The sequence below is a fragment of the Gilliamella sp. B3892 genome (genome assembly GCF_026536305.1).
In the GTDB taxonomy this organism is placed as follows: Bacteria; Pseudomonadota; Gammaproteobacteria; order Enterobacterales; family Orbaceae; genus Gilliamella.
In genome coordinates, this window is record NZ_JAFNOK010000001.1 from 112,389 (window position 1) to 133,393 (window position 21,005).

Genomic DNA, 21,005 nt, shown 5'->3' on the forward strand with positions numbered 1-21,005 from the left:
TATGATTGGACACGGTAAGTTTCACTCATTAACCCTAATTAACTGGAATGGTTTTTTTGCCAGAACATTTGAGTTAGATCAGCTCGTTACCACACTATCGGGGGGGAATGGGGCAGGTAAATCAACCACTATGGCAGCTTTTGTCACAGCGCTCATTCCGGATTTAACGTTATTACACTTTCGCAACACCACCGAAGCTGGTGCAACATCCGGCTCACGAGATAAAGGTTTACATGGTAAATTAAAACCGGGTGTTTGTTATTCAATGCTGGATGTGATTAATTCACGTAACCAACGAATTATTTGCGGCGTCCGCTTACAGCAAGTTGCCGGTCGTGATAAAAAAGTGGATATTAAACCTTTTTTAATACAAGGTTTACCGGTAGGAATCAGCCCAACTGAACTGGTCACTGAGCGATTAAATGACAAACAGGCAAGAATTTTGTCGTTACCGGAATTAAAAGATAAAGTCGAATCAATGGAAGGCGTTATCTTTAAACAATTTAACTCAATCACTGATTATCATTCGGTTATGTTTGACTTTGGTGTACTGCCTAAGCGTTTACGTTCATCTTCTGATCGTAGCAAGTATTACCGATTGATTGAAGCATCGCTTTATGGTGGTATTTCTAGTGCCATTACCCGGTCTTTACGTGATTACTTACTACCGGAAAACAGTGGTGTTCGTAAAGCTTTTCAGGATATGGAAGCCGCTCTACGTGAAAACCGAATGACGCTAGAAGCTATTCGTGTTACACAATCTGACAGAGACTTATTTAAACATCTTATCACTGAATCAACCGATTATGTTGCGGCCGATTATATGCGCCATGCTAACGAACGTCGAGTGCATATCGAATCGGTACTGGGTTTGCGTCGTGATATGTTTAAAACACAAGATTTGCTTATTAGTAATCAGTTCCGACAAGTTGAAATGGCAAAAGAACTCAAAGAGTATCAAGATGCACAAAACGACTTAGAGACCGACTTACAAGCGGCGAATGATCACCTTAATTTAGCGCAAACAGCGCTGCGCCAACAAGAGAAGATCGACCGTTATCAAGCGGATTTAGACGATTTGAATGTTAAACTTGAAGAGCAAAATGAAGTTGTCATTGAAGCAAATGAACAATATCAAACCTATCGTGATCAGGCTGAACATACCGAACAAGAAGTTGATGAAATTAAAACTCAGTTAGCAGATTATCAGCAAGCGCTTGATGTACAGCAAACTCGAGCCATTCAATATCAACAAGCTTTACAAGCATTGAAAAACGCCCAGTCTTTATGTCAGTTGCCTAAATTAGGTATCAGTAATATCGAAAATCACTTTGCGATTTTTGAAGAGAAACAAAAACAGATTACTGAGCAAGTTTTAGAGTTGGAACAACGAGTAAGCGTCTCTGATGCGGCGATTAATCAATTTGACCGTGCTTATCAATTAGTTGTTAAACTGGTCGGCGATGTGGCACGTAGTGAAGCATGGCGTGCGGCTAAAGAAGCATTAAGACAATGGCCTTCTCAATGTTACCAAGCTCAGCAAGCTGAACAATTACAACTGCAACTTGATGAACTGGAACAACGCTTTTTTGAACAAAAAGAAGCCGAGTCACTGTTAAGCCAATTTTGTAAACGTATTGGACGTCAGGTTGAGTATGATGAGCTTGACGAGTTGAAACAAGAGCTTGAAATGCAACTTGATGAAAATGCGGCAATGGCAAATGAATCGAGTGAAAAACGCATTGAATTTAGACAAGAACTTGAACAAATCCAATCAAAGATTGCCGACTATCGCCAAAAAGCACCGATGTGGTTAAAAGCGCAAGATGCGCTAATTGCTTTGCAAGAACAAACCGGGCAAAGTTTTACACACAGCCAAGCTGTCACCCAACACATGCAACAACTGCTTGAACAAGAAAGGGCGTTAGTGACAGAGCGAGATCAAATCAATTTCAAACGGACGCAATTAGATAGCCAAATTGAGCAACTAAATCAACCAAGTGGCGTTGATGATGGTCGTTTATCGGCATTAGCAGAACGATTTAATGGCGTATTACTTTCTGAAATTTATGAAGATGTTACCATTGATGACGCACCTTACTTTTCAGCGTTATATGGTCCGTCTCGACAAGCTATTGTGGTGCCGGATTTATCACAAGTTAAAGCACAACTTGAAAACTTAACCGCAAGTGAAGAAGACTATCCTGAAGATATCTATTTTATTGAAGGTGATCCGTCATCGTTCGATGATAGCGTATTTGATAGTGAAGAGATGAACAAAGCCGTATTGGTCAAAACGGGTGATCGCCAATGGCGTTTCTCAAGTTTTCCAAAAGTGCCATTATTTGGGCGTGCGGCTCGAGAAGTTCACCTTGAAAAACTATCCGCTGAACGAGACGAACTGCATGAACGTTATGCGACTATCTCATTTGATTTGCAAAAATTGCAACGAATTGAGCAAAACGTAGGTCAATTTATAGGACAATACCTATCAGTCGCCTTTGATATTGATCCGGAAGCTCAAGCACAAAAATTAGCGGCAAGACGTAATGATATTGAACGTCAATTATCATCACAAGAAACCATTGATAAACAAAATCAACAGCAAGTGGCTAATTGTAAAGAGCAACTGGCAACCGTCAATCGGTTAGTTGCTCATATGCATTTACTGGCTGATGATGACTTAGCTGATAGGGTCGATGATTTACGTGAACAAGCAGCCGAAGCACAAGACGCCGCCCAATACGTTAGCCGTCATCAACATACAATTAGTGAGCTTGAGCCAATTGTTGCTGTTTTACAAAGCGATCCGCAGCAAAATGATGCCTTACGTGAACAATACAACACTGTTAAAGCTGAGCAACAAACTCTTCGCCAACAAGTCTTTGCATTAACCGAAGTGATGCAGCGCCGGGCGCATTTTAGTTACGAAGATTCAGCGGGAATGTTAAATGAAAACAGCGATTTGAATGAAAAATTGCGTGCTCGATTAGAAGTGGTTGAAGCTCAGCGAACTGAGTCTCGCCGCCAAATGATGCAATATCAAGATAAGTATAATCAATATAATCAAACGCTCGCTTCATTAAAAAGTGCTTTTGAAACCAAACGTGATATGCTCAATGAACTGCATAAAGAGATTGATCAAATTGGTGTTAAAGCTGATGCAATCACCGAAGAGCGTGCCAGAGTTCGTCGGGATGAAATTCATCAAAAACTGAATAACAACCGTCAACATTGTACCTCGCTTGAAAAACAATTGATCATGTGTGAAAGCGAAATGACACAACTGCAAAAACGCTTAACACAAACACTGCGTGATTATAAACAACTACGAGAACAAGTAGTTGAAGCTAAAGCAGGGTGGTGCTTAGTCTTGCGTCTGGTTAAAGAAAACAGTGTTGAACGCCGATTACACCGTCGGGAGCTTGCTTATTTAAGTGCTGATGAACTGCGTTCTATGTCGGATAAAGCGTTAGGTTCACTACGCTTAGCTGTCAACGACAATGAGCACTTACGTGATGTATTAAGATTATCTGAAGATCCAAAACGACCGGAACGTAAAATTCAATTTTATATTGCCGTTTACAAGCATCTGCGTGAACGAATTCGCCAAGACATTGTGAAAACAGATGATCCAATTGAAGCTATTGAGCAAATGGAAATTGAATTATCACGCTTAACTGAAGAGTTAACTTCACGTGAACAGCAATTAGCTATCAGCTCAAAAAGTGTGGCCAATATTATTCGTAAAACCATTCAGCGTGAACAAAACCGTATCCGTATGCTTAACCAAGGTTTACAAGCGGTCGCATTTGGACAGGTTAATGGCGTACGATTAAATGTCACCATTCGTGAAGCTCACTCCACACTGTTAGCGGCATTAGCCGATGACCAAAATGAGCATCAAGATCTGTTTAGTAACAATCGCATTACCTTCTCTGAAGCGTTAGCAAAACTTTATCAGCGTTTAAATCCGCATATTGATATGGGACAACGTACAGCGCAAAATATCGGTGAAGAGCTGCTTGATTACCGAAACTATCTCGAGCTCGATGTTGAAGTGAATCGTGGTGCCGATGGATGGTTACGGGCAGAAAGTGGTGCACTATCAACTGGTGAAGCAATCGGTACCGGTATGTCAATTCTCTTAATGGTTATTCAAAGTTGGGAAGAAGAATCTAAACGCTTGCGTAATAAAGATATCTCACCATGCCGTCTATTATTCTTAGACGAAGCAGCCCGACTTGATGCCAAATCAATTGCAACGCTCTTTGAACTTTGTGAAAGATTAGAGATGCAACTTATTATTGCAGCGCCGGAAAATATCAGCCCGGAAAAAGGCACAACCTATAAACTGGTACGTAAAGTCATGAATAACCAAGAACATGTGCATGTAGTTGGTCTAAAAGGCTTTGCTTAATTTAATTAAACTTATTGTTTATGGTATAAATTCGCCGACATTTGTCGGCGGATTATTAATATGTAGTTATTAGTTTTATAATTCATAAAAACAGCGTTGTAAATGTTATCTATCTTTGACAAGAACTTTCAGAAAATATAGGTGTTTAAGTAAAAAACTAGGTAATTAACTTCTGTTATTATCAGCCATTAATAATGCATTCTTCCCAATATCAAGTAATCTGATCTTGACAAAAACTTTCAGAAAATATGGGTGTTTAAGTATAAAAACTAGGTAATTTACTTCTGTTATTATCAACCAATAATAATGCATTCTTCCCAATATAAAATAATCCAACCTTGACAATAAGTTTCAGAAAAAACAGGTGTTTAAGTAAAAAACTAGGTAATTAACTTCTGTTATTATCAGCCATTAATAATCATTCTTTTAATATAAAATAATCCAACCTTGACAAGAAGTTTCAGAAAATATAGGTGTTTAAGTAAAAAACTAGGTAATTAACTTCTGTTATTATCAACCATTAATAATCATTTTTTCCAATATAAAATAATCCAACCTTAACAAGAAGTTTCAGAAAATATAGGTGTTTAAGTATAAAACTGGCATGTCCGAACCCATTGTCCGCTTATTTTATAAAAGCATTTCTATAATGCTTTTCAACTATAAGTAAACTCTAAGTTACTTTAAACTGAAATTTAGATTAATTTTTAGCAAATGATTCATACCAATTAATTAAAATAGCTTTTTATTTAGAGTTAATATTGAAAAGTGTATAAATTTTATATACTATTTTTGTTATCGTTTTCAGTTATTGAATTAACTATAAAATATTTGGGTGTTATAAAATTAACTAAACTTGAGTCAGCCGTAAAAATAAGGATATTGAAATCTTTAGTTTATCGATTTTGCAATGTATTGCATTAAACTTTAATTAATTTAAAAATTTTAAAACCAACTAACTTTAATATCCCTTCTTTGTTTATGGCTAAACAAATTCGCGACTCATCTTTTTTTATTTTAAATAGCCATTGATTGACCATGTCTGAAAATCGTTAATCAATAATAAATACACAAGGAGTTTCACCGTAAATTAAGGTGAAAAAAGTGAGTTAAAGGATTAAATAATGGCAAAAGGAATAAATAAAATTATTGACCAAATCGGTCATAGCTTAATAAACCAATCAATCGATTCTACTAGCCATAACAGGTATACATTAACAATCGATGAGCTCAACTCTCCCATTTCTATTTTGAATGTTACCGGTGAAGAACAACTAAACCACCCATGGCGTTATACTATTACTTTTACCAGTGTCGATAAAACATTATCAGTTGATAGCTTTTTAAATAAAAAGGCATCGTTTTCGTTCAATCCGGTTATGAGCGAAGCGTTAAGTTTAAATGCCGCTTTACGAGCTTTAGGGGATTTTATAGGTGATGACAATGGACGTAAGATACATGGAATCATCACTGAATTTAGTCAAATATCGGTCAATAAAGACGAAGCGCATTATCAAGTTGTATTATCTCCAAGAGTTGCCAGATTAAGGCTTAATCGAAATTGCGCAATATTTCAAAATCAAAATGTTGTTAGCGTCGTTGAAGAGGTACTTAGAAGCCATGAATTTACCGGCATAGACTACCGGCTGGAGCTGAAGGAACAATATCCAACAAGAGAATTTATCACCCAATGGCAAGAAAGTGATCTTGAATTTATCCAAAGATTGATGGCTGATGTTGGAATATGGTTCCGTTTCGAAAGCCATGCTGAACATGATTGCGAGGTCATGGTCATTAGTGATTATGAACAAGGATTTGAACACGTTGCAGAGATTGATTACAAACTACCAAGCGGCACGCATGACGGCAAAATAGAAAGTGTCTGGGATCTTTCTATGCAAAGTCAGATGGTCGAGTCGTCGGTACAAGTGCAGGATTACAACTATCGAAAAGCACGAACCGATTTACTTACCTCAGAAAACTCACAACCTGACGACCATACAACTTATGGTACTAACTATCGTTATGGTGAAAATCATAAAAATTTAAATAGTTCTAATTCGAGTAATCAAGATAATAATATTACCGCTGAAAGTGGCAGTTGGTATGCACGTATTCGCCATGAATATGCAATAAGTAAGCAGATAGTTATAACCGGTAAAACTAATCGTTATAATTTAGAACCCGGTCAAGTGATTCGTATTACTGATAATCAGCTAACCAATATAGATGAAGGTATCATCGTTTTAAGTGTAACGGGTAAAGGGAATCGCACCGATGCTTATGAACTTAGTTTTACCGCCATTCCGTTTAATGTATTAAAACCGTATCGTCCAATACCAATTGCATATCCACAAATTGGTGGAACAGTACCCGCACGAGTAACAAGCCCCGACAATGATATCTATGGCTATATCGATACTCAAGGACGCTACCGGGTAAAATTTAATTTTGATTTAAAAAACTGGAAAAAAGGCAATGAAAGTTTATGGGTTCGGCTTGCCAAACCTTATGCTGGGGACACATATGGTTTCCACTTTCCCTTAATAGATGGCACCGAAGTTGCTATTGCTTTTACAGACAGTAACCCTGATCGGCCATATATTGCTCATGCCATGCACGATAGTGTTCATCCTGATCATGTTTCTGCTTTTAACAAACATCGAAACGTGATTCGTACTCCTGCCAATAACAAATTACGGATGGATGACAAACGTGATCAAGAGCATATAAAACTTGCCACTGAATACGGTAAAACTCAGCTTAACATTGGGCATTTAGTAAATAAAAATAAAGAAAAACGAGGCGAAGGGTTAGAACTTCGCACCGATGACTGGGGGGCTATAAGAGCAGGTCAAGGCCTATATATCACCAGTGAAGAACAGACTCAAGCTGGTGGTTTGCAGTTGCAAATGGACAATGCTGTAAAAGAGCTCGCGCAAGCCTGTGAAATGGTAAAAAGGCTCAATGAACTTGCTCAAGCAGCTAAAACTGAGCTTGCGGATCTACAAGTTCAAAAACAGCTATTTGAACAAAGTTTAAAACAATTAAAACAACCCGGTATTCTCACTTATGCACCAGCAGGCATGGCTGATGTGACACCAAACTCAATTCAACACACCGCAGGTGAGAATATCATCCAAACCGCACAAAATAATATTGATGTCAGCGCCTTTAAACGTTTTATCGTAACGGCTGGCAACACAATAAGTTTATTTGCTAATAAATTGGGCATAAAAATCACAGCCTCAAAAGGTAATGTCGATTTACAAGCGCAGAATAATGAAATGTTATTAAGCTCTAAGCAAGACATGAAAATCACTAGTACTGACAGTGAAGTAATCATATCAGCCAAGAAAAAGCTCACCTTAGAATGTAATGGGGCTGCTATTATCATTGAAGGTGGTGGAGTAAAGATACTCGCTCCGGGGGATGTAAAAGTAGAAGCGGCAAGTTTTGGCGTATTTAGCCCATCAACTTATGATGTACCAAAAGTTAAATTACCTGAAGGGAAAAATTGTTCGGAATCAGCATAATGGAAAAACAATTATTAAACTTATTAGATAACCCAGACGCACGGAAACAATATCGATATTTACTCATTGATAATTTAGTATCTCTTAGCTATTTTCATATATTATCGATTCAAAGTTTGCAAGAAAATCTAGGAAAGGAAGCTGTCGAAGTGGTGCCAAGAACTGATCTTGCGCACGACTTGGCTCATTGCCCTAAACTTGTTGTTATTGCGAAACCCAATGAACCTATAAACAAAAAATTATTGCACCATATTAGTAATGAAATGCTGGACGATGGATCGATTGAAAAACGCTATATTTCGGCGTGTATTGTCAGTAAAAATGATCCGAAAAAGTTAAGCGAACAATTGATTAATATAGGATTAAAGTTAGCGAAATTAATTCAAACCAATTTTGTACCATTTTATGAACCATTCAAGACATTTCTGATGCTAGAAGGTAACAAAATTTGTCCTGAGTGGTTATCAACTTTATTAGGTTGCTGTAGTACATATTGTTTTACCTCATTTACCAATCATTTATATGTAATCCAATCATTAACCTATACCCCGAAACCACAAGATATTTTTGTTACCGAAGAAGTTAAATTCTATTTGAAAGAATCAAGCAATTTATATCATTTAGCTATCGCATGGAAAAATTTATGTGAGAGAAAAAATAAAAATGTAACAGATGATGACATTATACAATTAGCTGAATTTTATAAGACAGCAAAAATATCGGGACTTGAGGATACTTACGACAGATTTTCTTTAGCGTTAGCGTTGATAAGTTATCCAAACTTATCTAAGCAAACAAAACTAAAAGATGCAATCGAAAAAGCGAAAGAAGAGCCTGGCACTTTAGCGAATTATTTAAGTGAAATAGACATAGCAGAATAATGTAAGGAATACTTTATGGAAAAGTTCGATATTAATATTTTGGGAGAAGCCAAGAATGCTTCAGCTATGGCAAAAAACGGGTGCGGAACTTGTCAACGTAACGGCATGCCATTTTTTTTAGTTCGCCAATCGGTAATTAACCCAAGGATTGATACAAGTAAAGACTGGTCAGAAGGTGTACCCCAATTAACGGGTAGGCAACCTTCTGCACAATTAAAACAACATAAGTATGCACTAAGAATGTTACGTAAAGGTTATGTTTATGTATTAATGGAAAAAGATGGTGAAAGAAAATTACTTGGCTATGAAGTGACTTCAAAAGGCGCATTACGACATCGCTCCATTTATTATATGAAAAAGCATGAAATTGAAGATCTTGCTGAACAGTGCACAGCAATAAACCACTATGTTCCGGCCATTTTTGCCAATGTTGATATTTTAAATTCTACGGTATGGATAGCCTATAGTCGCCGTGCATGGTCAAAGAATGTGGAAGATTATTATCGTTCACCCGAAGCTAACTTAAAACGTTTTACCAAAGTCACTGTAAATGACAATACTCGTAAAGATCCAACTTTATTAACCGAAGGGCGGAGTTTTGCTTTCAGCGATTTATTAAACAATAATTCTGCCCCTTATTTGCCTGAATTTATATTCCAAAAAAAAGATTTTGATGTCAGATTTCCGAGCGCTCACGAATTTTATGACTATTCGCATAAAGATGATTTAGCAGCAATAAAACAGGTGTCGGAAACAATGGAAGAAAAATATCAATGTAAAATAGGTTGCATTGTTTTAGAAGACACTTTTGGCATAGCCGAAGAACTTAATGCTCAACGCTTAAGAAATTTTGATCCAATCAATAATGCATTTTTAGAGCACGAACAGACAATAGAAAAAGAATTAGCTGATGCTTTCAATGAAAAAATAGCTGATTTTACTCCTTCAGACGAGTGGTTAACCTCGCCTGATAAAGCTCAAGACTTATTTCCTTATGCTAAAGGTTATTTCGAAAGCATATTTACTCAAAACATTGATAACGATCAAAGTGACACATCACAAGCGCAAACAACATCAGTTCCACTTAAACCTAATGAACATGATCAAAAATATATTCATGAATACTTTTCCAGAGAGCGAGCTTACAAACGTAGGATTGTCTCTTGTATAGAGAGTTACAAAAAGGGATTAAGAAATTATTTTAATGACACTATAAACCAAGATTATAAAGGACTTAATACTCAGCCGAGGTATTCTGATGTCTATGAACCTGGCTCTAATTATCAAGGTGCGAAAACTTCTTATTATCAAACTATAAAAACTTTACAAGATAATGGATATAAAGAGGTCGCTTTATCAATCACAGAAAAAAAAGAGCTACTAGAAAAACATAAATCAGCCGTACCAGTTATTGATGTTAGACGATTTGAGTGGACATTGGATTATGCGGCTGAAAGTAAATTAAATAGGGAATGGGCTAAACTTGAAGCGCGATTAGACTTAAAAAAACTAGATCAATTTTGTAAGGATGATAATCAAAAATTTAAAGAAATCATCGGAGATATCCGTAAAATATCTATCGATTATTTAATATATGTGACATGGCTTTTTGGTTCCAAAGATAAACCTTCTCAATATGCACCTTCTGAACTGACTGATTACAATCAAGTTGAGTTTTGGAAACATGAACAAGAAAACGACTATTCTAAAGATCACCTCGGCTATATGGAAGATATTATCACCATGCTTCAAGGGAATATTTCCATGGCAAATTTACCGGAACAGTTTGGTTTATGGGACAGCTTATTTAGGGATGAGAATTCGATCTACTTTTATGTGTTAAAAGGTCAGGATAATAATCTTTATGAATTGCTGCTAAAACAACGAATCGATGAAATGCTGCAAAATCAAAATGATGCAAATAAAAACAATAACGTAAGTAATCTAAATGAATTAGTTAGTAAAATTAATAGTGTCATGAATCTTCCTATTGATAGCAAAAACACAACACTATTTATTGACAGAATGGAAGAATTGTTTAGTTGGAAAGATGCTGCTTTTGCTAATCGAGTTCACAATTCAAAGCTAATTAATCAAGTATTAATGAAAGAGCATAGTATAGAACAACTTAAAATTTATTCCGGAATAGAACACAGAATTATGAAAGTGCCGGTAAAATTTAAAAATTTACCCAAAGTTTATGAGATTTTAATGGAACATACTGATTTATCTTCTGTCAGCATCGAAAAAAATTCTAAACTGTATAATCTATCTAGAGTATCTGATACTGATAAGCGCTGGCAATTCGAAAGCAAAATGACCAAATCACAGCTTGAAAAAACCGTTAATATGGAATTTATGATTGTGGCAGACGATATTGCCTCGATGGATAAAATGATTCATACCTTAAAAAGAGGGGGGTATTTAAAAGAAAAAACACTTGCTAAAACCAAAAACATATTAGGCGCTGAAATCAAGCATGCTCACCAATTTAGCGGAGAATTAACGATAGCTGATCTTGAAGCCGCCGTTTCTCAATACCGAAAAAGAATTCGTATTGATTCTACCAAAAGTATTGCTTTAAATGCTTTAATGATTTTTTTGGTAGGTTATTTAGTCAGTGAAAATATGCAAACACTAAATGAGCAAGGAAATGAAATGCGGGAAGAAATAAAAGAACAAATTCGAGCTGATATTGTTAAATCCTGTGTAATCATGTCACTATTGTCAACTGAAGTTGTAGCCCATACCGTTAAATTAATTGGTGCTTTACCTAAAACAAATATTTTTTCTACTATGATACCAAGTTGCGATAAATTTTTAAAAGTAACAGGGAGAGCGTTATCAGTTATCACAATATATGAAGGGGCTAAAGAAATGTATAAAGGATATAATTATTTGAAAAATGGCGATAATATTGATGGTATATTAGTTACAGTTGGAGGTTTAGGAATCTTAGTTTCTGGATCCATATATTTTTTAAGTACCTTTTTAATATTATCACCCCATTTATTTGTTGCGGCAATAATTATATCTGTAATTGGTGCTATTTTGGTCTATATTGGCTCGGAAGCTGAACGTTGGTCACCTATGGAAATTTGGTTTAATCGTTGCTACTTCGGTAAACAACAACATCGTGAAAAAGGATTACCTTATTCGCTCACCGCTTTTGGCACTAGTATGGCGTTAAACGACTATTATGCCTATCTTTCAGGAGTTTATTTAGCTCTAAATTATCACTCAAGTGACGTAGGGCTATTTATTGAAGATATAAGATCTGATTATCACGAAAACTCTGTTTTAATGTATGCTGGTGGACTGCATGTACATCTCAAACTTCCTAATTTTGATGCGCAAAGTCGTTATACGTGTCTGGTCGCTGTAACTGACGATAGCGGACAATCAGGTAGAGTCAAAATACTGCAAGGTAAAGACAATCAACATTTGCAAGTTGAGGTAGAATCTAATCAATGTGATCATTCCCAAGTACGCTGGGTGGAATCGAAAACTTATCCGATTATGTCAAATGCAACTAAACATCAAACTGATTTATCAACCTTGGTAGTAGATCAAAAAGTTGCCGAATTAAAGTGTAAAGCAAAAAAGGTCATAGGAATATTACATTACTGGCAAGGTAAAGACGCAAAATTACCTTTAATTATTGAACATATTATCAATTAAAAGGTTAGAAAAGGAGAACTAAAAAATGCTGTCTAAGTATCAACCGCAACTATCATGCTGGCGCCAAGATTTGCATAAAGGTGTTTATACTACCAAATCGCATTTGAGAAATAATAAAAAACTACGTTATGCTAACGATGATTATTGTGAATTTTCACGTAACCCGGTAGATTTAAAGTTTTTTATTCGGTGGTTCATTGTAATATCACTTTTTATATTAAGTAGTTTGTGTATATCCTTAATATGGTTAATTTTATATGTTAGATTTACTTCATCGTTATCTATTGAATTAACAATAGGTCTTCTCATGTTTGTTATGTGTTGTGGTTACTTAGTTACTATATTATTTTTATATATATTGCTAGCTCCTCAAGATTGTCCTATTCGTTTAAATCGCAAAACAGGTAAAGTTTATATTTATGAGCATTTTATTTTATATTTGGGTTCATGGAAAATGCTAACTAGCTCACCATTTAAAGCAAAAAATATAATGGTTAAAGAGTTCAATTGGTCAGATATTCATGGCGTAATGTGTTCGTTTTCTGCTCCAATGGTTAATGGAGGTATGATCAGAAATTACCGTATTGAGTGTGTGGTATGTGAACCTAATACCACTTATGTTATTGACCACTTTTTACTGGCTGCAGATAATAGTTTGAGTTATGACGAATGGATGTGGATAAATAGTTATATGGCATTTTCAGATAATAATTTGGATGCGGATTTTATGCCAGAGGAAGAATTTTCATGGCCAATAAAAGTTAATTGGCCCGAAGAAATAGATAAGAAATCTAAAGCCAGTTCACTTGAAGATTATAACCGGATCAATGGTGAGTATAAAAATTAAGTATTAATAAGCAGGAAATAAAAATGATAAGTTTAAAAGGAATTATTCGATTAGGGGATTCGACAGATCACGGTGGTACAGTAATTACAGCTTCATCCACAATGACAGTTTTAGGTAAACCTGTTGCACGGGTGGGTGATTTAGTTTCTTGCCCTATTAAAGGGCATGGCGTTAATCCTATTATTGAAGGTCAGACAGCTTTTACTGACCAAGGTAAACAAGTTGCATTAGATGGACATAAAAGTGCATGTGGTTGTTCCTTAATTTCTTCATTATCAGAAGTAGGAATAGGATAATGTCTATAGATTTATCATCATTTACAAAGTCGGCGCCCAAAGTTAAAAAATTGAATTTGTGGTTGTGGGGACTATTGCTAATTATATTTATTTTGTTGGGATTTATTATAACCGGTACGCTAAGTTTTTTTCATAGTATGCCAAATGAGCTTTTTTTATCCGGTGTAGTTGGTTTTCCTGTTCTTATTTGGAGTGTGCTATTTTTATGTTGTTTTTTTGTCTATAAATATCGCAAGACTTATCATCAAGAATTGAATTTATTTCAACAACAGCGTAGGCAGGAACTGATAGATAAAGGCCAACAAGGGCTATATGTTTTGGGGTATTCTCTTACAACGGAAAGAGGAAGGCAGGGGAATGCGGCTGCTTTAATCAATAACAGTTTTTTAATAACTTCAAAGCCATATCCTACTTGCGCAGCTGTTATTCCTCATACTTCTTTATTTTTCAATAGCGAAATTGATATCAATGATATTAATGGATATTTAGCTTCTCTATTTAATCAATGGAAAAAAGATATCAAAAATCAATTTTCTAACCTATTATCACATAAAAATATTCACGTTCGTTTGTTTATTGAATTAGGTAAAAGTGTAGAAGTAGATAGATTAAAGACTTTATGGGCTGAAACAATCGGAACGGTTATTCCTTATCCGGCTAGCATTATATTTGATGAGCCAGGTAATTCGAATACGTTTATAGAATCATGGTTAGATAATGAGGAATATAGTAACGATTTACTCTTAATACTAACCCTACACTTGTTCGATATTCCTACAAAAAATGAAGGTGAATTTGCTGCATGGTTTTTTTTAGCGGGTGAAAAAGTGAACCCTAAATTGTTATTGCACCGAGAACCAACATTAGTTAAAGTGCATCGTAGTGAACAAACTTCATCTTTAAATCAAACTATCAACAATGCGCTATTATGGGGTAGTACTGACAATACAAGTTATGATACCGTGTGGTATAACGGTGTATCTTATGAGTTGAAAAATAATATTGTTAATCATTTTAATCAAATTGAATTTAAGCCAAAGAATCTTATGAATATTGAAGGTGCTTTTGGGTATGCGGGGCTTTGTTCCTATTGGTTAGGTTTGTCTTTAGCAATTGAAAATGCATTTTTGTCTAAAAATAACCAATTGATAGTAATAGGAAAACCAGAAGTTACCGCTTCTGCTGTTTCTTGTTTACAACAAAGTAATAGAATTAGTAACTATAATAGAAATGTTTAACATTTTTCAGATAGGTAAATTTGAAAGTTAACTAAAATGTAAACCCAAGTGGGTATAATTTTTTTATAAGCCTTTTGCTTGTGCTCTATCTATTCTAATTGTGTGATAGATAGCGCCTAAATAATTATTTAATGTTTGAATAGAATGCCCTATTGCTAGGGCATTAAAATTGCTTTAATAGATTTGTTAAATCTTTATGCTTGTTAACCTCATAACTGAAGCTTGTAGTTTTGTGATAACTTGATGAGTTTCGCTTTTCGTTTATTGTAATCCCAATCCATATTAATTAAAGTGTTATTTTTTGTAGGGCTTAAATTTCTATTTTTCCCTCATGACTACTAGCGCCTGCGTTAATGATTCCATAATAGTTTTATCCGTTGCCGATAAAAAGCTTTATTATTTGTCTTTTTTTTCATTGAAGGGATTGAATGTAATAAAAATTCAGCCCCTAAATCAGAATAATCTAACAATTCAACAGGGCTAGGGTAATATAACTCTGGATTTTTAGAATCTGATTCAATATTTAAAATAGAGTTATCTTTTATTGCTGCCACGCATGACGATATATATTCACTGAAGTTTTCTTGTTGGGTATAATTTAATAAATCCATTCTTGTCACTATTAAATCGCACCATTGATATAAATCTAGTGCTTTAAGTGAATTATCATACTTTTCGTGATCTAACCAATAAAATGTCTCCTTCGAATTTGTTATTTTGTTAGACATAAAATGCCCCTCACGCCCTAATAGATATTTGCGCCAGTTCACTAGGGTTGCGAATGTTCGGGGATTAACCTAGACGCAAATCATACTTTAGTATACAGTTAGCTAAATTATAAAACTGTATTTATATACATATATAAATCTTTTTCTTTTTATATTAAATTATTATTTTTCTGAATCATACTCATTTAACCATTCTTTCCATTCTTCATAAGTATCTGGAAAAATTTTTATTTCAGAGCTAAAAAAAGCCTTTGAAAGATTTTTACAATTTCTAGAACGAAATATTCCTTGTTCATCTAAACATTTTTTTAAATATTTATTTCTCAATTGACGGTCATTTATGAATTCTTCAACTGAATATATTTTTTCACCACACCCAATAAGAAAAATACTCATTACTAAAAATAAATTAAATTTTTTCATGTATTAATATCTCTATTCAGCTTCTCAATCATCGCCAATCTGACAAACTCAGAACTGTTTTTATTAGCTGGATGACTTCTATTATGTTTAATATTACAGTCTATTTCGTCATCTATTGATTGTTTAATCAATACAATTAACCTTATGTCTGGTATACCTTGAAAATAACGATTAATCTTTTGATTTTTTGCTTCATTCTTTCCTAACGTATTTCTAAATTCTCAAGCTATATAGTACCATTGCTTTTTTATGTACTGACAAAATTATAATCCTAATCAGTCAGATGTAGTTACATTAATAAAAAAGTATTTTTTGTAAAAAGACGCTCTCTCATTAGAGGAGGGGATAATTTTGATTATTGAAAATGTAAATCAAATAGGATGTGCGTAGTGGTGTTAACAGTTCACTAGCTTAATTTTGCGCATTTGCAATAGTGGTAGTCCTAGTTAGGTATAGAGAATATAGATATATTCGAAGCATATAGCAAAAACATGCGGTGATAAATATGCTTATTGGATATTTTGAAAATAACAAATCAGGCTTTGCGCCTTAGCTTTTTTAATTTGATATGATTTTAAGGAATTGAAAGAATATTTCTGAATATTGATTTGGTGCCGTGGGCGGGACTTGAACCCGCACGCCGTGAAGCACTACCCCCTCAAGATAGCGTGTCTACCAATTTCACCACCACGGCGCCGTTATTTATTCAGGAATATCCGATGTAGGATTTACCGATTCCGGTTGTATAACAGGATCTGTTGTCGGTGCGGTTTCACCTGTGTTTTGTTGAGTCGTTGCAGGCGGTATATCATCGAAATTTGTAAATTCATCGCTAGAATTTATAGCACTACGACTACCAAGATTCGATAAAACGATACTTAGTATAAAAAACAAAACCCCAAGTATGGTTGTAGAACGTGTTAAAAAGTTCCCACTACCTGATGAGCCAAACAACGTCGCAGATGCTCCAGCACCAAAAGATGAACCCATGTCGGCACCTTTACCGCGCTGTATTAGCACTAAAACGATTATCACAACAGCGATAAGTAAATAACCTAGAATTAAAAGTTTATACATTTCAACCTGTCAATTTTATAAGTTATACAACAGAATTTATTGATGCGAAATATTAGCGAAAGAGTGAGCAACAAGCAAGAAGATTTTGTGATTTTCTGTATTTATCGTAATCAATTGTTCGTTTTTAAGGAAAAACCAGTATAATGTCGCCATTTTTATTCTAGTAAATTTAGTTGTATGAAATTCATTGTTAAGCTTTTTCCTGAGATTACCATTAAAAGTGAATCTGTTCGATTACGTTTTATAAAAATATTGACCAGCAATATTCGTAATATCTTAAAACATCATATCGAAGATGTCGCTGTTATACGTCATTGGGATTTTATTGAAGTACGCCCTAAAGTTGTAAATAGCGAAACTCAGATTTTACAATTACTCACCCGTATTCCTGGTATCCATCATATTTTGGTTGTTCAAGAGCACTCTTTTGTTGATATGCACGATATCTATGAAAAAGCTCGTGAGCATTATGCGCCTTTAATTGAAAATAAAACCTTTTGTGTACGTGTTAAACGCCGAGGTAAGCACGATTTCTCTTCAATCGATGTCGAACGTTATGTGGGCGGTGGGCTCAATCAGTTTGTTGCCTCATCTAAAGTCAAATTAACCCGCCCTGAGGTTACTGTTAATTTAGAAATAGAGAAAGATGTATTATTGCTGGTAAAAGAGCGCCATGCTGGGATAGGTGGCTTTCCAACAGGTACACAAGAAGATGTACTTTCTCTTATATCTGGTGGGTTTGATTCTGGTGTATCGAGTTATAAGCTAATTAGACGGGGTAGCCGGGTTCACTACTGCTTTTTTAATTTGGGCGGTAAAACCCATGAAATTGGTGTTAAGCAGATGGCACATTATTTATGGGAGCGCTTTGGTAGTTCTCATAAAGTGCGTTTTATTGCGATCGATTTTTCAGATGTTGTTGGTGAAATTCTTGAAAAAATCGAGGATGGCCAAATGGGCGTTATTTTAAAACGGATGATGATACGTGCCGCTTCCAAAATCGCTCAACGATATAATGTTCAAGCACTTGTAACCGGTGAAGCACTAGGTCAGGTTTCAAGTCAAACGTTGACTAATTTACGTTTGATTGACAATGTGAGTGATACCTTAATTTTACGTCCGCTAATTACTCATGATAAAGAAACGATTATTAATCTGGCTCGTCAGATAGGGACTGAAGATATTGCTAAAACTATGCCAGAATTTTGTGGTGTAATTTCGAAAAGTCCAACGGTCAAAGCCGTTAAAGAAAAAATAGAGGAACAAGAGCTTAATTTTGATTTCTCAATTTTAGATAAAGCAGTGGAAGAGGCAGAAAATATTGATATTCGTGAAATTGCCAAACAAGCAAGTAACACGGTTATTCAAGTTGATACTGTGACTTCATTGGGTGATAATCAAATTGTGATTGATATTCGTGCGCCGGAAGAGCAGGAAGATAAACCGCTGGAATTAAATAATGTTGATATTAAAGTCATTCCATTTTATAAATTGGCTACACAATTTGGAGATTTAGATCAATCAAAACAATATCTTCTTTATTGTGCTAAAGGCGTTATGAGCAAGTTACAAGCACTCTATCTGATTGAGCAAGGGTTTTCGAATGTGAAAATTTTTAAAATATAATACTTAACAAATAGTTATGATATTGGTAGTATTTGGCTTTTATAATCATGATTTGATAAGATCAGATATTTTTTATAATCAAAATAATTACAAATTAATGATTTAATTAAGTTAAAGAGGAAGGCAATGAGTAAATTACTTGTAGTTGATGATGATCCTGAAATAGCCTCATTATTACGTGAATTACTTGAATTAGAAGGTTTTGACGTTGAAACAGCAAATAATGGAGTACAAGCTTTAGAAAAATTCGATAGTACCATTGATCTTATACTGCTCGATATAATGATGCCAGAGATGAACGGGCTTAGTATGTTATCTAAATTAAGAAATGACTTTACTGTTCCGGTTATTTTTCTGACAGCTAAAGACGACGAATTTGATAAGGTGATTGGACTTGAGTTAGGGGCTGATGATTATATTCTTAAACCTTTTAATGATAGAGAGTTGGTTGCTCGAATCAATGCCTTGCTACGAAGAACCCGTTGGGATAACTCAGAAGAAAGTGAAGAAAAACCGCTTCAACTTACTATTGATAAACTAACGGTTAATCGAAAGCAACAAACTGCTTTTTTTGATGACCAGTATCTCGAATTAACGGGTACTGAGTTCCAAGTATTACTCAAATTGCTTGAAAGTGCAGGCCAAACAATTTCCCGAGATACTTTAAGTGAAACTGTACTTGGTAAAGAGTTTATTCCGCTGGCTCGTTCAATTGATGTTCATGTGTCTAATTTGAGAAAAAAATTGCCACCACGCAGTGATGGGTTACCCTGGATAAAAACATTGAGATCGAAAGGCTACCTGTTTGTTGTCGATCAAAATGATAATGTACATTAAGGGTCGAATACATCTTATAAAGGTAAAATTATATGTGGATTTTTGACAGGTTAACTATTAGAATTTTCACAATATTTTTACTTACTATCGCTTTTTTTCTAATGTTGATTATGGCTTTGCCTAATCTTGACGCTCGAAATTTAACTTATTTAGCAAATAAAGATAAAGAAGCAGGCAATGTGCTTGCTAATCAAATAGAAAAAGAGCTTTCAAATGTACCTAAAGATAGTTTTCGTTGGTGGATGCGTTTTATCGTGGTGATGGACGGTCACCAAAAACCCGGGCAATTTTTATTCATTTTCACACCCAATAAACAAATAATTACCGCTGATACTAAAAATATTGATTTAGTTAGAAACTTTAGTGAAAAATCTAATAATGTCGCTGATCCGGCAAAGAAAATTTACGAATCTCAAGAGATTATAGGCCCTTTTCTGATTCATTATGCTAATGAAGATTACCAATTATACTTATTGCAACCAGCCTCAGATATTCAATCTCAATTTGTTAACTTAATCTTTGATCATCCCTTTTTATTATTAACACTAACAATGTTAGCCAGCTCTCCTTTTTTGCTTTGGTTATCTTGGAGTATTGCAAAACCTGCACGTGGTTTAAAACTGGCAGCCGAACAAGTTGCCAAAGGGAATTTGCAACAATGGCCTGAGTTAGAAAAAATCGGATCTTATGAGTATAAAGCAACCGGAGCGAGTTTTAATCATATGTTAAGGGAATTAAAACGGATGCAGGAGTTACAACAACGCTTGTTTTCTGATATTTCTCATGAATTACGCACGCCTTTGACTCGTTTGCAATTAGCCACATCATTATTACGCCGCAAACAGGGCGAAAGTAACGAAGTGATTCGTATTAATGATGAAGCATTAAAACTTGATGCAATGATTGGTGAGTTGCTCTCTTTAGCCCGTCATCAATATGATAATAATGAAGTTCGCAACTACCATAAATTAAATGTTTTATTTAAAAATGTATTAGATAATGCTACGTTTGAAGCGGAGCAAATTGGCAAAACATTTTTAATTCAAAATCCGCCAACTAATCATGTTGTGTTGTGTTATCCGACTGCTTTATGTAGCGCTCTGGAAAACGTTATTCGTAATGCTTTTCGTTATTCTAAACACCAAATTGTGATTAATTTTAGTCAGCAACCACAACAAATGACAATTACCATTGATGATGATGGTCCCGGTGTGGCTGATAACGAATTAGAACAAATTTTCAGACCTTTTTATCGAACCAGTGAAGCACGAGATCGCCAGACGGGTGGTACCGGACTAGGATTAGCCATTGTAGCAAATGCGATCACTCGCGATCACGGAACTGTTAAAGCACAGAAAAGTCACTTAGGTGGGCTGAGAATTGTGATAGTATTACCGACAAGTCAAAAACATTAA

The 21,005-nt window shown here is 35.1% G+C and carries 13 protein-coding genes and 1 tRNA gene; 10 read left to right on the plus strand and 4 right to left on the minus strand.

What is annotated here, in order from left to right; genetic code table 11:
- The first annotated feature begins 1 nt into the window (after nucleotide 1).
- The 7 genes from mukB to J3U74_RS00510 all read left to right on the plus strand — a co-directional run bounded on the left by mukB (nucleotide 2) and on the right by J3U74_RS00510 (nucleotide 14,899).
- A complete protein-coding gene (gene mukB / locus J3U74_RS00480; protein ID WP_267329909.1) occupies nucleotides 2–4,420 on the plus strand; it encodes a chromosome partition protein MukB in 4,419 nt (1,472 codons plus the stop codon).
- A 1,124-nt stretch (nucleotides 4,421–5,544) separates the two neighbouring features.
- A complete protein-coding gene (locus J3U74_RS00485) occupies nucleotides 5,545–7,956 on the plus strand; it encodes a type VI secretion system Vgr family protein (protein ID WP_267329910.1) in 2,412 nt (803 codons plus the stop codon).
- Nucleotides 7,956–8,837 (plus strand): hypothetical protein, encoded by an 882-nt coding sequence (locus J3U74_RS00490; RefSeq protein ID WP_267329911.1) that lies wholly within the window; start codon nucleotides 7,956–7,958, stop codon nucleotides 8,835–8,837. Before J3U74_RS00485 ends, J3U74_RS00490 begins: the two co-directional genes overlap by 1 nt.
- A gap of 15 nt (nucleotides 8,838–8,852) precedes the next feature.
- Nucleotides 8,853–12,518, plus strand: a complete 3,666-nt coding sequence (locus J3U74_RS00495; protein WP_267368621.1) for a toxin VasX — start codon at nucleotides 8,853–8,855, stop codon at nucleotides 12,516–12,518.
- A gap of 25 nt (nucleotides 12,519–12,543) precedes the next feature.
- The gene (locus J3U74_RS00500; protein ID WP_267329913.1) at nucleotides 12,544–13,365 is read left to right on the plus strand and encodes a DUF6708 domain-containing protein; all 822 of its coding nucleotides are present in this window, start codon (nucleotides 12,544–12,546) and stop codon (nucleotides 13,363–13,365) included.
- Between the two features lie 23 nt (nucleotides 13,366–13,388).
- Entirely contained in the window at nucleotides 13,389–13,661 is a 273-nt protein-coding gene (locus J3U74_RS00505) for a PAAR domain-containing protein (RefSeq protein ID WP_220218061.1), read from the plus strand.
- Nucleotides 13,661–14,899, plus strand: coding sequence for a hypothetical protein (locus J3U74_RS00510; protein WP_267329914.1), 1,239 nt, complete (start codon nucleotides 13,661–13,663; stop codon nucleotides 14,897–14,899). The genes J3U74_RS00505 and J3U74_RS00510 overlap by 1 nt, the downstream gene beginning before the upstream one ends.
- Before the next feature lie 350 nt (nucleotides 14,900–15,249).
- Here the strand turns inward: J3U74_RS00510 and J3U74_RS00515 are convergent, their stop codons facing one another.
- The 4 genes from J3U74_RS00515 to secG all read right to left on the minus strand — a co-directional run bounded on the left by J3U74_RS00515 (nucleotide 15,250) and on the right by secG (nucleotide 17,127).
- Nucleotides 15,250–15,627: a hypothetical protein gene (locus tag J3U74_RS00515; protein ID WP_267329915.1), complete on the minus strand. Its 378-nt coding sequence runs from the start codon at nucleotides 15,625–15,627 to the stop codon at nucleotides 15,250–15,252.
- A 162-nt stretch (nucleotides 15,628–15,789) separates the two neighbouring features.
- A complete protein-coding gene (locus J3U74_RS00520) occupies nucleotides 15,790–16,050 on the minus strand; it encodes an EexN family lipoprotein (protein WP_267329916.1) in 261 nt (86 codons plus the stop codon).
- Nucleotides 16,051–16,659: 609 nt separating this feature from the next.
- A tRNA-Leu gene (locus tag J3U74_RS00525) sits at nucleotides 16,660–16,744 on the minus strand.
- An 8-nt stretch (nucleotides 16,745–16,752) separates the two neighbouring features.
- Nucleotides 16,753–17,127 carry a preprotein translocase subunit SecG gene (gene secG, locus J3U74_RS00530; RefSeq protein WP_220218057.1) on the minus strand — a complete coding sequence of 125 codons (375 nt, stop codon included), beginning with the start codon at nucleotides 17,125–17,127 and terminating at the stop codon, nucleotides 16,753–16,755.
- A 177-nt stretch (nucleotides 17,128–17,304) separates the two neighbouring features.
- On the opposite strand from secG, the gene thiI reads away from it, so the two are divergent.
- The 3 genes from thiI to cpxA all read left to right on the plus strand — a co-directional run bounded on the left by thiI (nucleotide 17,305) and on the right by cpxA (nucleotide 21,005).
- Nucleotides 17,305–18,753 carry a tRNA uracil 4-sulfurtransferase ThiI gene (thiI, locus tag J3U74_RS00535; protein WP_220218056.1) on the plus strand — a complete coding sequence of 483 codons (1,449 nt, stop codon included), beginning with the start codon at nucleotides 17,305–17,307 and terminating at the stop codon, nucleotides 18,751–18,753.
- Nucleotides 18,754–18,879: 126 nt separating this feature from the next.
- Nucleotides 18,880–19,590 carry a response regulator gene (locus tag J3U74_RS00540; RefSeq protein WP_220218055.1) on the plus strand — a complete coding sequence of 237 codons (711 nt, stop codon included), beginning with the start codon at nucleotides 18,880–18,882 and terminating at the stop codon, nucleotides 19,588–19,590.
- Between the two features lie 38 nt (nucleotides 19,591–19,628).
- Nucleotides 19,629–21,005 (plus strand): envelope stress sensor histidine kinase CpxA, encoded by a 1,377-nt coding sequence (cpxA, locus tag J3U74_RS00545; RefSeq protein ID WP_267329979.1) that lies wholly within the window; start codon nucleotides 19,629–19,631, stop codon nucleotides 21,003–21,005.

Bases quoted from the DNA above. Each gene is read 5' to 3' on its own strand.
- J3U74_RS00520 (WP_267329916.1), bottom strand. From the start codon at position 16,050: ATGAAAAAATTTAATTTATTTTTAGTAATGAGTATTTTTCTTATTGGG.
- J3U74_RS00485 (WP_267329910.1), top strand. From the start codon at position 5,545: ATGGCAAAAGGAATAAATAAAATTATTGACCAAATCGGTCATAGCTTA.
- J3U74_RS00540 (WP_220218055.1), top strand. From the start codon at position 18,880: ATGAGTAAATTACTTGTAGTTGATGATGATCCTGAAATAGCCTCATTA.
- secG (WP_220218057.1), bottom strand. From the start codon at position 17,127: ATGTATAAACTTTTAATTCTAGGTTATTTACTTATCGCTGTTGTGATA.
- J3U74_RS00505 (WP_220218061.1), top strand. From the start codon at position 13,389: ATGATAAGTTTAAAAGGAATTATTCGATTAGGGGATTCGACAGATCAC.
- J3U74_RS00515 (WP_267329915.1), bottom strand. From the start codon at position 15,627: ATGTCTAACAAAATAACAAATTCGAAGGAGACATTTTATTGGTTAGAT.
- J3U74_RS00490 (WP_267329911.1), top strand. From the start codon at position 7,956: ATGGAAAAACAATTATTAAACTTATTAGATAACCCAGACGCACGGAAA.
- J3U74_RS00495 (WP_267368621.1), top strand. From the start codon at position 8,853: ATGGAAAAGTTCGATATTAATATTTTGGGAGAAGCCAAGAATGCTTCA.
- mukB (WP_267329909.1), top strand. From the start codon at position 2: ATGATTGGACACGGTAAGTTTCACTCATTAACCCTAATTAACTGGAAT.
- J3U74_RS00510 (WP_267329914.1), top strand. From the start codon at position 13,661: ATGTCTATAGATTTATCATCATTTACAAAGTCGGCGCCCAAAGTTAAA.
- J3U74_RS00500 (WP_267329913.1), top strand. From the start codon at position 12,544: ATGCTGTCTAAGTATCAACCGCAACTATCATGCTGGCGCCAAGATTTG.
- thiI (WP_220218056.1), top strand. From the start codon at position 17,305: ATGAAATTCATTGTTAAGCTTTTTCCTGAGATTACCATTAAAAGTGAA.